This window comes from Campylobacter concisus (genome assembly GCF_902460535.1).
GTDB classification, from domain to species: domain Bacteria; phylum Campylobacterota; class Campylobacteria; order Campylobacterales; family Campylobacteraceae; genus Campylobacter_A; species Campylobacter_A concisus_AS.
Window position 1 is genome coordinate 93,800 of record NZ_CABPTV010000001.1, and the last position, 14,862, is coordinate 108,661.

Genomic DNA, 14,862 nt, shown 5'->3' on the forward strand with positions numbered 1-14,862 from the left:
TTAGTATGGCAGAGAGAAAAACGCCTTTACATAAGGTAAGAAATATCGGTATTGCGGCTCACATTGATGCTGGAAAAACAACTACCAGCGAGAGAATTTTGTTCTTCACTGGTATGAGCCATAAAATAGGTGAGGTTCATGATGGCGCTGCTACTATGGACTGGATGGAGCAAGAAAAAGAGCGTGGTATTACTATTACATCAGCTGCAACTACAGCGTTTTGGAAGGGCTACCAAGTAAACCTAATCGACACTCCGGGACACGTTGACTTTACTATCGAAGTTGAGCGTTCTATGCGTGTTCTTGACGGTGCTGTTGCTGTGTTTTGTTCTGTTGGTGGTGTTCAGCCACAGTCTGAAACTGTTTGGAGACAAGCAAATAAATATCACGTACCAAGAATCGTTTTTGTCAATAAAATGGATAGAATTGGTGCAAATTTCTTTAGAGTTGAAGAGCAGATCAGAGAAAGACTAAAAGCAAATCCAGTACCTATCCAAATTCCTATTGGTGCAGAGGATAACTTTAAAGGTGTGGTTGATCTTGTAAGAATGAAAGCATACGTTTGGAATGATGAGAAAAAACCAACTGACTATGTAGAAGAAGAAATTCCAGCTGAAGTTAAAGATAAGGCTGAAGAATACCGCGCAAAACTAATCGAAGCTGTTTCTGAGACAGACGATAGCTTGATGGAGAAATTCTTTGCAGGCGAAGAGCTAACTGAAGAAGAGATCAAAAAAGGTATAAAAGCAGGCTGCTTAAGAATGACTATCACGCCTATGCTTTGCGGAACTGCGTTTAAGAACAAAGGTATTCAGCCTCTACTTGACGCAGTAGTTGATTATCTACCAGCTCCAGATGAGATCGCAGCGATAAATGGTGTTTACGAAGATGGCACTGAAGTGACTGTTGAAAGTACAGATGATGGCGAATTTGCTGCTCTTGCGTTTAAGATCATGACTGACCCATTTGTTGGACAGCTAACATTTATCCGTGTTTATAGAGGAAGCCTTGAAAGTGGTAGCTATGCTTACAACACAGTTCAAGACTGCAAAGAGAGAATTGGCCGCTTACTAAAAATGCACTCAAATAAACGTGAAGAGATTACAGAACTTTTCGCTGGTGAGATCGGCGCTGTTGTTGGTCTAAAAAATACCCTAACTGGCGATACTCTTGCAAGTGAAAAAGATAAAGTTATCCTTGAGAGAATGGACTTCCCAGAGCCAGTTATCAGTGTCGCAGTTGAGCCAAAAACAAAAGCAGATCAAGAGAAGATGGCGATAGCTCTTCAAAAACTAGCTCAAGAAGATCCAAGCTTTAGAGTTAGCACTGATGAAGAGAGCGGACAAACTATTATTAGCGGTATGGGTGAGCTTCACCTAGAGATCATTGTTGATCGTATGCTTCGTGAATTTAAAGTTGATGCTGAAGTTGGTCAGCCACAAGTCGCTTACCGCGAAACTATCCGTAAGGCAGTTGAGCAAGAGTATAAGTATGCTAAACAATCAGGTGGTCGTGGTCAATACGGTCACGTATTCTTACGCATCGAGCCACTTCCAGCTGCTAGCGGATTTGAATTTGTTAACGACATCAAAGGTGGTGTTGTTCCAAAAGAGTACATCCCAGCTGTTGAAAAAGGTTGTAAAGAAGCGCTTCAAAGCGGTGTTCTTGCTGGATATCCAGTTGAAGATGTTAAAGTTACACTTTTCGATGGTAGCTACCACGAAGTGGATTCATCTGAGATGGCATTTAAACTTGCTGCTTCAATGGGCTTTAAAGAGGGCGCTAGAAAAGCAGGTGCGGTTATCCTTGAGCCTATGATGAAAGTTGAAGTCGAGACTCCAGAAGAGTATATGGGTGATGTTATTGGCGACCTCAATAAGCGCCGCGGCCAAGTAAATTCAATGGATGATAGAAATGGTGTAAAAATCATTGCAGCTTATTGTCCACTCGCTCAAATGTTTGGTTACTCAACAGATCTTCGCTCAATGACACAAGGTCGTGCGACTTACTCTATGGAATTTGATCACTACGAAGAAGTTCCTAAAAACGTAAGTGAAGAGATTATTAAAAAGAGAAATGGATAATTAGCCAAAATAGGGCAGAGCGTTCTGCCCTTTAAAATTTAACTACTCGGATAAAAATTTAAAACTAACTTGCAAATTTGTCCTCATAGCTCAGCTGGATAGAGCGTAGAATTCCTAATTCTAAGGCCACAGGTTCGAACCCTGTTGGGGACACCACTCCTGCTTTTAATATCATGCAATAAAAATCTTTTATAGAGTGTTTAATCTTTTATATTTAAATTTATATTCTTTTATAAGTAGTTTTGATATGTAAAATTTCTTTCTTAATTGTATTATTTACATTTCTTCATCATCGATAAAATTTATCAACAAAAATTTTATATATTTAATAATCCATGCTAACATTTCAAAAATTTATTTAAGGAGAGTAGATGAAAAAAATTTTACTTTTAGGAGCCGTTTGTTGTATGTTGTCAGCTGATGTCAAAACTGTTAGTATAAGCCCAGATGAGATCAAAAAATATGATCAGATTGTCGATATTAGAACTCCATCTGAGTGGCAAGAGACTGGCATTATAACTGGTGCGAAGACCATTACTTTTGATCCAAGTGACAAGAGTACATTTTTAGATGAGCTTTCAAAGGCGGTTGATATCAAAAAGCCTATCGCACTTGTTTGTAGAAGTGGCAGAAGAAGCACGGCAGCAGCTGCAGCGATAGATAATTCAGATCTTAAGATTATAAATTTAGATGGTGGCATGAGTAGTTTGATTGAGCAAGGTTACAAAACTACACCTTATAAAAAATAGACAAATCTCCAAATTCTACATTTGACTACAAGATAAATTTATTTTGTAGTCAAAATTTATACTAAATAATAAATTTTATTATTTGATTAACCAGTGATTAACTCTAACTACATATAATTTCATCACATTTAAACAATAAAAAAGGAGACAAAAATGTCAAAAGTTATTTTACAGTTAAACACAATTCAAGCCGATGCAAACGCACTTTACATTAAATTTCACGATCTTCACTGGAATGTAAAAGGTATTCAATTTTTTAGCGTCCATGAATACACAGAAAAAGCTTATGAAGATATGAGTGAGATATTTGATGCAGTTGCAGAAAGAGCTCTTATGCTTGGCGGCAGACCTATCGCAAAGGCTGAGGAGCTAGCAAAAGTCGCTCACATAAAACACGAGCCAAAAGAGAGCTACACTCCGACTGAAGTTTTGGATATTGTTTTGGCTGATTACAAGCACCTTTTGGGTGAGTTTAAAAAGCTTGATGAGCTTGCAGAGGGTGACACAACAACTCAAATGTATGCTCAAGATCAAATAGCGAAATTTGAAAAAGCCATCTGGATGCTAAACGCAACACTTGGCAAATAATTACAGCGGGAGCTCTCCCGCTTTATCCTAAATAAATTCCACCTTTTGGCGATATAGTTTTTATAAACCTAGAGGAGCCAAATATGCAAATCAGTCAAATCGTAAGTTCATACAACACTTCAAGTGTAAAAGAAAATGTAAAATCAGAAATTTCACTTCACAAAGATGAAAAAGAGGTTTCTAAAAAGCAGCCTGAGGTTTCAAATTTAAGCGCAAAAGAGATCTCAAATAGCTACTTTTTGCAGTATCAAAAAGAGATCACTCAAAGCGCTAGCTCAAATTTACTAGCACAAGGTGGTCTAAGCTTTAACACACCTGAAAATTTATCAGACATTTTAGCTGGACTTGATCTAGCAGGCATCGGCTATAATGGCAAAGCTCTAGGAGAGCTAAGTAGTGATGAGGCGAGTGAGCTAGTTAGTGAAAATGGCTTTTTCGGCATTGCAAATACAGCCGAGAGGATAGCTGGCTTTGTGCTAAATGGCGCAGGTGATGATGTAGAGAAGCTAAAAGCTGGTAGAGAGGGCGTGGCAAAGGGTTTTGAGGATGCAAAGAAAATTTGGGGCGGAGAGCTTCCTGAAATTTCACAAAAGACTATCGAAAAGACCCTTGAGACGCTCGATAAAAAGATCGCCGAGCTTGGTGGTAACGTCTTAAACGTATCAGCCTAAATTTCTTGGGAGTCTCTCCCAAGAAATTTATATATTAATGTAAGCACAAAACTCAAATTTTAAAAACCAGCAAATTTTATTTAATCTTAAAAGCTATACTTTGCTCTTTATATTAAGGAGAAAATATGAAAGCTAAAATTTTATTTCCTATAGCAGTAGCCACTATGTTTTTGGGATGTTCATTTTTTGATGACAACCCACCAGTCCGCAAGCAACCAAGGCAAGCTACTAAAACCATACCTGCAAAAAGCTCCATTAAAGGCTTCATAAAAGATGTTAGCTATAAAGATTCGAAATACTGCTACGAGATAGTAGCCAGCGATGTGAAAAATCACAAACTAAACAAAGCAAATTTTTGTGCAAACAGATATTATTACGATAAAGGCGATCTTGTCTATGCGACTTTTTACGCAGATAAGCTCATAGACATGCTTCTTATAAAAGAGGGCGGCTCTAGAGGCGCATTTAATGGCATAAGAAAACCACAAAATGAAGTAGTCGTAAAAAGAAAAAATATAAAAACAAATATTGAAGTACCAAAAGAGGAGAAAATTTCTTTTTAGATTACCGTTGATTTACTGCTAGCATATATAATTTCATCAGCAATCAAAACTAGAACTCCTTTTAAGGGGCAAAGCAACGGCCCCTTTTTCTTTTTATACCTTTTTTAAAAGTTTCATTTGTAAAGGTTAAATTATCAAAATACACCTCTTTTTGGTCAAAATCGGTAAACGATCGGTAACAAAAATGCAAATTTTTATGATTTTTTAAGCTTCATATTAAAATTTATTGATTATAATCGTCAACACAAAAACCTTAAAAGGAGAAAAAATGAAACTAACAAAAATTAGTTTAGCCGCTTTGGTTGCTTTAGGCGCATTTTCAAGCGTAGCGAGTGCTACTCCACTTGAAGAAGCTATAAAAAATGTAGATCTTTCAGGATTTGCAAGATATAGATATACTCATACGCATCAGTATAATAAGGAACAAAAAGACGTTTTTAAAGAAAATGGAACTAACGATGGTGATGGTCATGGTTTTAAAATGATCACAAATTTTAAAGCCGCTATTGATGATAACTTCTTTGGTGTTATTGGACTGAGATATGGTTCTCTTGACGGCTCAGGTGACAATGCAGGTACTGGTACAGATAAAACAGACACAACTAAAAGATTTAATGTTCACCAATTCTATCTTGGCTATAAGATCGGTGGTACTACTATAACAGCTGGTAAACAAGAGATCGGCTCATACTTTACTGATGATGCTATCGGTACTGGTGTAAGAGTAGTAAATGAAGATATCGAAGGTCTTACTCTAACAGCTTTAGCTTTTGATGCTCTTGAAGGTAATGGCGAGAGTGATGGCACTTTGTATGCTGGACCGGATCCAAAAAACTCTAAATTTAAAGCTACTAATCTTTTAGATGACTATGATGTTGGTAATCTATATGCAGCTGGCATTGCTGGTTCATATGATCCTATTAACTTCCAACTATGGTATGCAAGCTTAACAAATCTAGCTGATGTTCTTGCAGCCGATGTTTCTGCAAATTTTGCTATCACTAGTGATGTCTCTGTAGGTGCAAGACTTAACTATGCAAATAGTACAGCCGATAAAGAAGCAAAAGGACATTTGACATCAAAGAGTGGTACTAAATACAATGATGGTAACTTCTATGCTGGTGAACTTTCAACTTCACTATTTGGTCTTGATCTAGCTGCTGGTTATATCGGCTGGAAAGCACAAGATAAAGGAGTAACATCTTTTAGCTTTGAAGATCAAGGTGGTCTAATAACTGCTGGTGAAGATGTATTTGACTGGACATATGCAGAGGGTAAAGGTAACTTCTTCTATGCAACAAGTGCGTATACATTTGATAAATTCAAAGTTGGTTTAGATTACGTAAAAGGTACTCAAAAAACATCAAATGGTGTTGGCAACCCAGATAAAAAAGATAAAGTTGAGGAATTTGTTCCAAGATTTGCTTACCAATACAACAAAAAGCTAACATTTAGCTCATTTTATTCTTTCCAAACTCACAAACTACCTAATGATGTGAAGACAAAAGATGACAAATTTAGATTTGAAGCTAAATACTCATTCTAATTCATAGCTCGTTAATCAACTTATGATATAATCCCGGGTCGGAGCAATCTGATCCGGGATTTTTAAATTTAGAGCAAAATTTCAAGGAAACTCATGAAAAATATCAAAATTTCTTTTTTGGCGTGTTTTTTGGTGGCAAATGCCTTTGCAGCTTCTCAGGTTTATTATATAGAGGCTCGTGGTGAGTTTGGTAAAGAGCTTGCCGAAATGGCAAAAAAGCAGGCTAATGACAGAAATGAAAAAGTAAATGTCTATGTCGATGAAGATCCAAGACGCTATAAAGACAATAGGATTTTAAAATTTGGCGTTGATAGAAAAGGTAGATATAGCGTCTCTTTAGGAAAAGAGCTTTATGAGAAACAATGCGCTAGCTGCCATGGTGAAAGCGCAGATAAAAGACCATTTGGCTCAACACCACTTAAAAACATGGATGCTAAAGATATAGAAGATAGCATCATCTCTTATAGAAGTGACTCAAGCTTTGGTGGTAGCGGTAAAAACGTTATGCAAAACCAAGCTAAGATCGTCTCAAACAATGATCTAGGCGCAATACTAGCCTATCTAAAAGGCAAAGATGCACTTGCAGATCAAGATACAAACGAAAATAAACCAGTTTCAACCGAAACAAAGCAGGGCAGTTATTTAAGATAAATTTCACTTCGGTAGCTTTGCCACAATATAAATAAAAGGAAGCAGATGTTAAATCCAAAAACATTATTTTTAAGTATGGGCTCAGCTATCGTTTTGATGATAATCTTTGCCATAGCTAGTGGAGCCGCCACAATAATAGAGAGCAAAACTAGCACTGAAGCAGCTTGGTACTATGTTTATGGCGCTGGCTGGTTTGCGCTTATCCAACTACTGCTTGGTATAAATTTAGCTTTCAATATATTTAGATACAACCTAATCGATCCTAAAAAACTGCCATCACTCATCTTTCACTTAGGTTTTATCGTCATCTTAATCGGTGCTGGCATCACAAGATACCTTGGCTTTGAAGCCGATATGCATATACGTGAAAACACTGCTTCAAACGTCGTTAGCACGAAGGTTTCATATATAAATTTAACAGCGCTTAACGACAAAGGCGAAGAAATCAGCTCGGCTATGCCCTTAGGACTTGCTGATGTAAAGAAGGGCTTTGATCTAAAACTAAAAACAGCAGATGGAGAGGCTAGTTTAAAATTTAAAGAATTTGTGCCAAATGCAAGTTATAAATTTGTAAATGATGATAGCGGAAAGCCTGTCGTTGAGTTTGTAGTCTCAAACGAGAGCGAAAGTGAAGAGATATTTTTACTTGAAGAAGAAGAGGCGAGGGTTGGAGATATCAGCTTTATCTTTAATGCTAAACCAGATGAAAATAAAAAATATGTTCTTTTTAGACTAAATGATGGAAATTTCACTGTTACTTCAAATGCTGATCTTTCAAAATTTACTATGGCAGATAGCTCAAAAACTGAGCTAAAAGCTGGCAGCGTGAATGAATTTGGCACAGGCAGCTTATATACTATCTCAAATATAAATTTTGCCCCAAGGCTAGTCTCAGCACACGCCACAAGAAAGCTAGTTAGCTCAAAGGATAGTGAGTTTAACGCATTGATAGCTGAGCTAAACTACAAAGGTGAGAGTAAAGAGATGCATGTATTTTACAACCTAATGGAGCCTTCACGTATCGCTGTGGCTGGACAGAAATTTAACGCTTCATGGGGAGCTCAGCAGATAAAACTTCCATTTAGCCTCTACCTAAAGGACTTTGAGCTAAAAAGATATCCTGGCTCAAATTCTCCTATGAGCTACTCAAGCGAGGTTGTGGTAAAAGATGGCACAAATGATCCTGGGTTTGATTATAGAATTTATATGAACCACGTGCTTGATTATGATGGATATAGATTTTTCCAAAGCTCATACGATACTGACGAGAAAGGTACGATCCTCTCTGTCAATAAAGACCCAGGCAAGATCCCGACATATATCGGCTACTTTTTGCTAGGTCTTGGCTTCTTGCTAAATGTCATAAATCCTAACAGCCGCTTTAGAAAGCTCGCAAAACTAATAGATAATGAATCAACAAAAAGCGGTAAAAAAGTAGCTACTCTCATAGCGGTCTTACTTTTAGGCTTAAATTTTAGCTCGCTAAAGGCAGAGGATTTCTTGCCGCATATCAGCAAAGAGCATGCAGACAAGCTTGCTAGGCTTATCGTGCAAAGTCCAGATGGCAGGATGAAGCCATTTGATACGCTTAGCAAAGAGGTTTTAAACAAAATTCATAGAGGCGAGAGCATAGGTGGCCTAAATTCAAACCAAGCGATGCTTTCTATAATGGTAACGCCTGATTTTTGGCGAAATGAGAAGATCATCGCACTTGGTCAAAGCAAGGAGCTAAAAAAAGAGCTAGGCGTCGATGAAAATGCAAGATACGCAAGCTTTGATGAATTTTTTAAAGCGACAAAAGATGGTGGAAGCGAGTATAAACTAACAAAATTTGCCGAGATAGCAAACCGCAAACACCCAGGCTCACGCAATACTTTTGACAAAGATGTGATAAAGATCGACGAGAGACTAAATGTATTTTATATGATATTTATCGGTGAAATTTTCAAAATTTTCCCAAAACAAGATGATCCGTCAAATTCTTGGTATTCGCCAGCTAGTGCGATGATGTACTTCTCGCCAAAAGAGGCTGAGCTAGTCGTTGGTATGATGAGAGAGTATTTCTCAGCTGTTGATGCAGCCTCAAAGGATAATGACTGGAGTAAGGCGGATGCGGCGCTTGAGAAAATTTCAGCCTATCAGCACAAATACGGCTCTGCCGTCATGCCAAGTGAGAAAAAAATAGACATAGAAATTTTATTTAATAAATTTCAAGTATTTGACCGCTTGACGCCGATATATCTTTTGGCTGGACTTGCGCTTTTACTATTTGTTTTTGTCAAGATGCTAGCACCAAAAGTACAGATAAATGGCATAGTTAAAGCCGTATATATTATAAATTTACTAGCCTTTCTTGCGCACACGGTAGGTCTTGGACTTCGCTGGTATATCGCCGAGCACGCACCTTGGAGTAACGCATACGAGTCGATGGTTTATATCGCTTGGGCGCTTGGACTTTCAGGCATCATCTTTGCAAAACGCAGTCCGATCGCACTTGCGCTTACATCTATATTAGCTGGTGTTACGCTATTTGTCGCACACCTTAGCTGGATGGATCCGCAGATCACGACGCTTGTGCCTGTGCTTCAGAGCTACTGGCTAACTATCCACGTCTCTATCATAACCGCAAGTTATGGCTTTTTGGGTCTTTGCTCACTGCTTGGCGGCTTTACTTTGCTGCTTATCATCTTGCAAAACAAGAAAAAGCCAAATACAGAGATCGCGCGCAATATCACTGAAGCGACACGCATAAATGAGATGGCGATGATACTAGGTCTTAGCTTGCTCACGCTTGGAAACTTTTTAGGTGGCGTCTGGGCGAATGAGAGCTGGGGTAGATACTGGGGCTGGGATAGCAAGGAGACTTGGGCACTAGTTTCGATCCTTGTCTATGCGGCAGTGCTTCACATGAGATTTATACCAAAGCTTAATAATCAATACGCATTTGCTGTTGCATCATTTTTTGCCTATTGGTCGATCATAATGACCTATTTTGGGGTAAATTTCTATCTAGCTGGCATGCACTCATACGCAGCTGGAGATCCGCTTCCAGTGCCTGATTTTGTCTGGATAAGCATCGCCATTATGATAGCGATGAGCGTTCTTGCATTTACGAAACGCTCTCTTTGCACAAGGTTATAGATGCTTCTTAAAGGCTTGATAGTCTTTTTTATTTTTTTGCTTATAGTGGCCATTTGTGCGCTAGTCTATCTTTTGCTAAAAAACAAAGATCATCAAGTCTTGGCAAGAGGGCTAGAAGCTGAGAGTGAAGAAGAGATCACGATCGAAAAGCTTGAAGAACTTGCTGGTGATAAAACTCTAAGCAAAAACGAGCTTTTCGAGCTTATACAAATTTTTGGAGAGAAATTTATAATACCAGCGAAAAAAAATCAGGTTGCTCCAAAAGAAGCTAGCAACTACATAAATTTTATAATCCTAATCTGCTCTCATCAAAATGCCGACGCAAAGCTTATTAGCTTTTTAGACAAAGAGGCTAAAAAGAAAAATCCAAGCTATGTTGCAGAGATCGAAGATAGTGAGAGGATAGGCATAGAAAACCGCAAAAATCGCAGGTAAAATTAACTTTTTTAAATTTAAGAACGCAAAACGTCGTTAGCAAAACTCAAATTTACAAAGCAAAAATAGGAGTGCAATTTGGACATCAATGATCTCTATGCTAGTTTAGTCTTTTTGCCGATAGTGCTAGCTATTTTGTTGATGATCTTTGCTGGCAGGCGAAATATAAAAGTCTATCTGAGTAAATTTGACTTGATCGGACTGCATCTCATTTTTCCACTCGTGATATTTCCCATCTTTGTAGCTATCTTTTGTGCAGTATGTGAGTATTTTGACGTTTCAAACGATGATGGGTTAGCTTATATTTTTTACACTATGCTTTTTATAATAGCTATTTACGCCGTTTTTGGCTTTTACGTTTGCATTAAATACAATCACGGCTTTATAAACTGCTTTTGGGCGCTTCTTTTAAGATTTAGCTTCATGACTCCGCTTGTTTATTTGCTATTTTTAGGTGGCAAAGGACGTGACAAAAATGGCAATGAGATAACCCCTGAAAATGTGAAAAATTTAAGCCTTTTTGAAGAGCTAAAATTTTCACTTTATAATATGATCGTCTTTAGAAAAAATCACGACAAAGATAAATTTCTCAGCAGGGATGAGAAAAATTCTAACGACAAAGTTCTAGTCTCAAAAGAAGAGTGGGATGAATTTTTAAAATGGAAAAAGAGCAGAGAGGGCTAAATCTAAAAAGAGCCAGCAAGATAGCTAGCTCAGCTTACGGCAAAACCAGGCCAAATTTCATAGCCACACCATATATCATCGCGCTAATAATACCAGCGAAAAATCCAGCGACCATATCATCACCCATGACACCAAGTCCGCCCTTTACGTTGCGGTCGATCCGGCCAATGATTGATGGTTTTTTGATATCAAGCGCCCTAAAGAGCACGAGCGAGAGAACTAGCTGAGAGATCGTAGCTCCGCTAATGGCGATAGCAAGCCAAACGCCAGCAACCTCGTCGATCACGATAAAGCTCTCGTCGTGTGAATTTACTTTTTTTTCAAAATCATCAATGACACTAATGCTCACCAAAAATAACAAAATGCTAGCTAGTAAAAGCGTGGTCGCTGAGAAAAAATATAGCACAAAATAAGCTGCCACAGCTCCAGCCGCCGAGCCCCAAGTACCAGGTGCCTTTGGTAAAAGTCCAAATCCAAAAAATGTCAAAAATAGCTTTTGCATAAATTTCCTTAAGTGAGTGACGATGTCTGGTAGAGCTTCATGAGCTCCTCATAAAAGTCGCGGTCGGTCTTGTTTTCAAGCAGCCCAGAATTTACAAAGAGATCGTCGCAGAGCTTTTGTATGTCTTTGAAGCGATTTACATAGAGTTTGCTTAAGATGAGCGCTGAAATTTCAGGCCTTACTAGTATGGCTGGTGGCATTATGCCATTAAATAGCAACTCCTTGATCACGTCTGGGTGGTATTTGATCTGGTGGTGCTGTCCGTGCGGGCAGCTTTTGGTGCTAACTAGCGTCTTACACTTGTTGCAATAAACTAGCTCAGGCAGGACGATCACGTCTAAATTTAGGTCATTTTTGTAGATATCAAGGATCGTGTGTGCCTCGTTGTGGTCAAAAAACATTCCGATACCTGAGTGGTTTTGTCCGATGACGAGCTTGTTTGCACCAAGCCTTGAGGCCGCGATACACTCAAGCGTTGGGTTGGCGTGCGAGCTAAAAAGGGTCGTGTTTTTTAGTGCGAAAACAAAGACCTTTTTTGTCGGCAAATAGTTTTGGTTGAAATAATCAAGCACCTGCTTTCTGATCTCATAGTCGATATGCCTCTCTTCGCGCGTTCTGATGAGAAAAACGACCACGAGATCGGCCTTGTCGATAGTCATCCTAACTAGGCGTTCATGCGCGCGGTTAAATGGATCAGCCGTTAAAAAGACAGCCGTTATCTTCTTGGCGCCACTCTCTTTTATCAGCTCATTTAGCGCATCTTTACTTATTTGGAGGCTCTCATCATATAGCTCAAACTCGCCGCTTATGCCGTATTTGCCTAAATTTAGCGACATTTCGCTGTTTGATTCATTTGCTAAAAATATATTTTTAGCTCGCATGCTCTCATCAAATTTAAAGACCTTTGCCACGTCGATGTGTCCAACGATCTTGCCGTCCATATTTAAATTTACTCTTTGCCCAGCATGCAGCTTGCTAGCGATATTTTGATTGACCTCGCCAAATGGGGCAAAGCCAAAAGAGTAGGGCATCGGTTCGCCGTTAAAGTAGCCCTTTTTTGCGACCTCTTTTATCTGCTCATCGTTCATCAGGGCACTAAAATTTGAGAGAATTTTGTTTTTGATAAGCTCTAAGGCGCCATAAACTTCGGTGTTTATAGAAATTTCACTATTTTTTCTTGCTGACGTCATATTTCTTTCTCTTTTCCCAAAGTGATTTTCTAGAAATTCCAAGCTTTTTACTTAGCTCGGTGTCGGGGAATTTATCTTGATAATTAACGATGATATATTTTATATATTCATCGATCGTGGCGATCTCGCCGATGTCAAAGTTTTTATCTCTGATGGATAGTTCAAGCTCGTCAAATGGCGCACTTTGCGCAAAATCGCTAGTTTGGATAGCTACTTTTTTCTTCTTGCAAAGCTCTAAAATTTTCTCTTTTTCATCATCTTTTAGCTCTTCAAGATTTGTGATGTATATTAGCTCGTTGCCACTTTGAGAAAGTGCTTTTTCAAGCTCACTAAAACAGGCTTTGCCCAAAAACAAAAATGGAGTTTTGTTTGACTTTACATAGTTAAAGATAAATTTATCGCTGTAGCCATTTTTGCTTGATTTTAAAAGAAGTGGAAATTTGATCTTTTTAGCTTCAAAACAAGGTATCTCGTAATCTTTTAGAGCGAAATTTATATAGTTTTCGTAGTTTTTGATCTCGTTTTTAAAGCCTCTAAACTCTTCAAAATGTCTTATCTTTCTAACAAGCTCTTCTATCATAAATGGCTTTTGGATGTAATCCACCGCGCCCGCTTGTATCGGTTTTAGCACGGTGTCGCTGTTGATGTAGGCGATGAGCAAGATGATGATAGAGCTTTTAAATTTCTCTATGACTGGGTAGAAGTCTTGCCCTGGGAGTGTGGTAGAAAGTAACACTACGTCAAAATTTTCAAATTTCAAAGCCTCTTTGACGCTCTTTGCAATCTCGCAGTCGTAGCCAAAGTCAGCTAGTTTGCTAGCCATCGAGCCAGCTAGGTAAATTTCGTTTTCTACTATTAAAATTTTCATATTTGTGTCCAGTTGTAAAATTTAAGGCTAGCACTTGCCATGACAGCGATCCCTTCGCATCTACCGACAAAGCCAAGCCCCTCAGTCGTCGTCGCCTTTACATTTATGCGGTTTTGGCTCAAATTTAAAGCCTGCGCGATGTTTGCCTCCATTTTTGATTTTAGCCTTGAGATTTTTGGTTTTTGCGCCATTATCGTTATGTCAGCGTTTGTTAGCACAAAGCCCACGCTTTGCACTCTTTTATAGGCCTCCTCAAGCAAGTAAATAGAGCTAATATCTTTAAATTTATCGTCCGTATCAGGAAAGAGCTCGCCTATGTCGCCAAGCCCAGCAGCTCCCAAGATAGCGTCTGTTAGCGCATGAAGTGCCACATCGCCGTCGCTGTGAGCCTTTAGCCTAAACTCATAGTCGATCTTTTCGCCACAAAGCACAAGCGGACGGCCCTTTTCAAACTCATGCACATCAAAGCCGTTGCCGACAAAGACTTCGTTTTCTGGTGCTTTTAGGGCTGAAATTTTGGCAAGATCCTCTTTAAAAGTGATCTTTCTAGCCATCTCATCGCCCAAAATGTGCCAAACACTTGCGCCAATGCCTCTCATAGCCGAGCTATCATCTGTGTAAATTTCTCCGCTACTAAGAGCTTTTTTAAGAAGTGCTGTGCGCGAGAGCTGCGGCGTTTGGATAAGTTTTACCTTTTCTCTATCGATTGCATTTTCGCCAAGATAAGCAGTGTCTGCGATCTTTAGCGCAGGGACCACGCAGTCAGCCTGAGCGGCCGCCTCTATGATCTTGTGAAAGAGCTCGCTTGATATGCAAGGGCGCGCGATGTCGCTAACTAGGACAAATTCGCTACTTACTAGCTCAAGTGCGTTTTTTAGGCTATCTTGCCTTGTCTCGCCACCATCAACAAATTTATAATTTGGAGCAAATTTAGACATATATTTACACTCTTTACTAACGACTATTATCTCTTTAAATGTGTAAAAGTTACTCAAATTTTTAGTGGCAAATAGCCAAAGTGGGTCACTGCCTATACGAAGCCATTGCTTCTTTACAGGTAGCTCAAAACGGCTGGAATTTCCGGCTCCAAGCATTATAAGTGAGATATCAAGCAAGGTAGCTCCTTTGAAGATTGTTACGGAATTATACATTCTAAAACTTGAAAAAATCTTTTTAAAAAAGAGTAGAAA

The 14,862-nt window shown here is 38.8% G+C and carries 14 protein-coding genes and 1 tRNA gene; 11 read left to right on the forward strand and 4 right to left on the reverse strand.

Annotated elements, in window-relative coordinates; all coding sequences use genetic code 11:
• Nucleotides 1–5: 5 nt before the first annotated feature.
• From fusA to FZ945_RS00525, 11 genes are all read left to right on the forward strand, one after another.
• Nucleotides 6–2,084, forward strand: a complete 2,079-nt coding sequence (gene fusA / locus FZ945_RS00475) for an elongation factor G (protein WP_021090006.1) — start codon at nt 6–8, stop codon at nt 2,082–2,084.
• Between the two features lie 79 nt (nt 2,085–2,163).
• A tRNA-Arg gene (locus FZ945_RS00480) sits at nt 2,164–2,240 on the forward strand.
• A 215-nt stretch (nt 2,241–2,455) separates the two neighbouring features.
• A complete protein-coding gene (locus FZ945_RS00485; protein ID WP_148801721.1) occupies nt 2,456–2,833 on the forward strand; it encodes a rhodanese-like domain-containing protein in 378 nt (125 codons plus the stop codon).
• A gap of 153 nt (nt 2,834–2,986) precedes the next feature.
• A complete protein-coding gene (locus FZ945_RS00490) occupies nt 2,987–3,421 on the forward strand; it encodes a Dps family protein (protein ID WP_103598912.1) in 435 nt (144 codons plus the stop codon).
• A gap of 83 nt (nt 3,422–3,504) precedes the next feature.
• Nucleotides 3,505–4,092, forward strand: a complete 588-nt coding sequence (locus tag FZ945_RS00495) for a hydrogenase-4 component G (RefSeq protein WP_148801723.1) — start codon at nt 3,505–3,507, stop codon at nt 4,090–4,092.
• 125 nt (nt 4,093–4,217) lie between these two features.
• Nucleotides 4,218–4,655: a hypothetical protein gene (locus FZ945_RS00500; RefSeq protein ID WP_103610992.1), complete on the forward strand. Its 438-nt coding sequence runs from the start codon at nt 4,218–4,220 to the stop codon at nt 4,653–4,655.
• A gap of 268 nt (nt 4,656–4,923) precedes the next feature.
• On the forward strand, nt 4,924–6,201 hold the full coding sequence (locus FZ945_RS00505; protein WP_103610991.1) for a major outer membrane protein: 1,278 nt from the start codon (nt 4,924–4,926) through the stop codon (nt 6,199–6,201).
• A 93-nt stretch (nt 6,202–6,294) separates the two neighbouring features.
• Nucleotides 6,295–6,852 (forward strand): c-type cytochrome, encoded by a 558-nt coding sequence (locus tag FZ945_RS00510; protein WP_002941036.1) that lies wholly within the window; start codon nt 6,295–6,297, stop codon nt 6,850–6,852.
• Nucleotides 6,853–6,897: 45 nt separating this feature from the next.
• A complete protein-coding gene (locus FZ945_RS00515) occupies nt 6,898–9,993 on the forward strand; it encodes a cytochrome c biogenesis protein CcsA (RefSeq protein ID WP_148801725.1) in 3,096 nt (1,031 codons plus the stop codon).
• Nucleotides 9,994–10,428 carry a fatty-acid--CoA ligase gene (locus FZ945_RS00520; protein ID WP_148801727.1) on the forward strand — a complete coding sequence of 145 codons (435 nt, stop codon included), beginning with the start codon at nt 9,994–9,996 and terminating at the stop codon, nt 10,426–10,428.
• 78 nt (nt 10,429–10,506) lie between these two features.
• Entirely contained in the window at nt 10,507–11,112 is a 606-nt protein-coding gene (locus FZ945_RS00525; RefSeq protein WP_148801729.1) for a hypothetical protein, read from the forward strand.
• A 34-nt stretch (nt 11,113–11,146) separates the two neighbouring features.
• Here FZ945_RS00525 and FZ945_RS00530 read toward each other — a convergent pair whose 3' ends face one another.
• The 4 genes from FZ945_RS00530 to FZ945_RS00545 are packed head-to-tail and all read right to left on the reverse strand — an operon-like array spanning nt 11,147 to nt 14,787.
• Nucleotides 11,147–11,614: a phosphatidylglycerophosphatase A family protein gene (locus FZ945_RS00530; RefSeq protein WP_148801731.1), complete on the reverse strand. Its 468-nt coding sequence runs from the start codon at nt 11,612–11,614 to the stop codon at nt 11,147–11,149.
• An 8-nt stretch (nt 11,615–11,622) separates the two neighbouring features.
• A complete protein-coding gene (locus FZ945_RS00535) occupies nt 11,623–12,804 on the reverse strand; it encodes a sulfate adenylyltransferase (RefSeq protein ID WP_148801733.1) in 1,182 nt (393 codons plus the stop codon).
• Nucleotides 12,782–13,672 (reverse strand): response regulator, encoded by an 891-nt coding sequence (locus FZ945_RS00540; RefSeq protein WP_148801735.1) that lies wholly within the window; start codon nt 13,670–13,672, stop codon nt 12,782–12,784. The genes FZ945_RS00535 and FZ945_RS00540 overlap by 23 nt, the downstream gene beginning before the upstream one ends.
• On the reverse strand, nt 13,669–14,787 hold the full coding sequence (locus tag FZ945_RS00545; RefSeq protein ID WP_148801737.1) for a bifunctional 2-C-methyl-D-erythritol 4-phosphate cytidylyltransferase/2-C-methyl-D-erythritol 2,4-cyclodiphosphate synthase: 1,119 nt from the start codon (nt 14,785–14,787) through the stop codon (nt 13,669–13,671). The genes FZ945_RS00540 and FZ945_RS00545 overlap by 4 nt, the downstream gene beginning before the upstream one ends.
• Nucleotides 14,788–14,862: the final 75 nt, after the last annotated feature.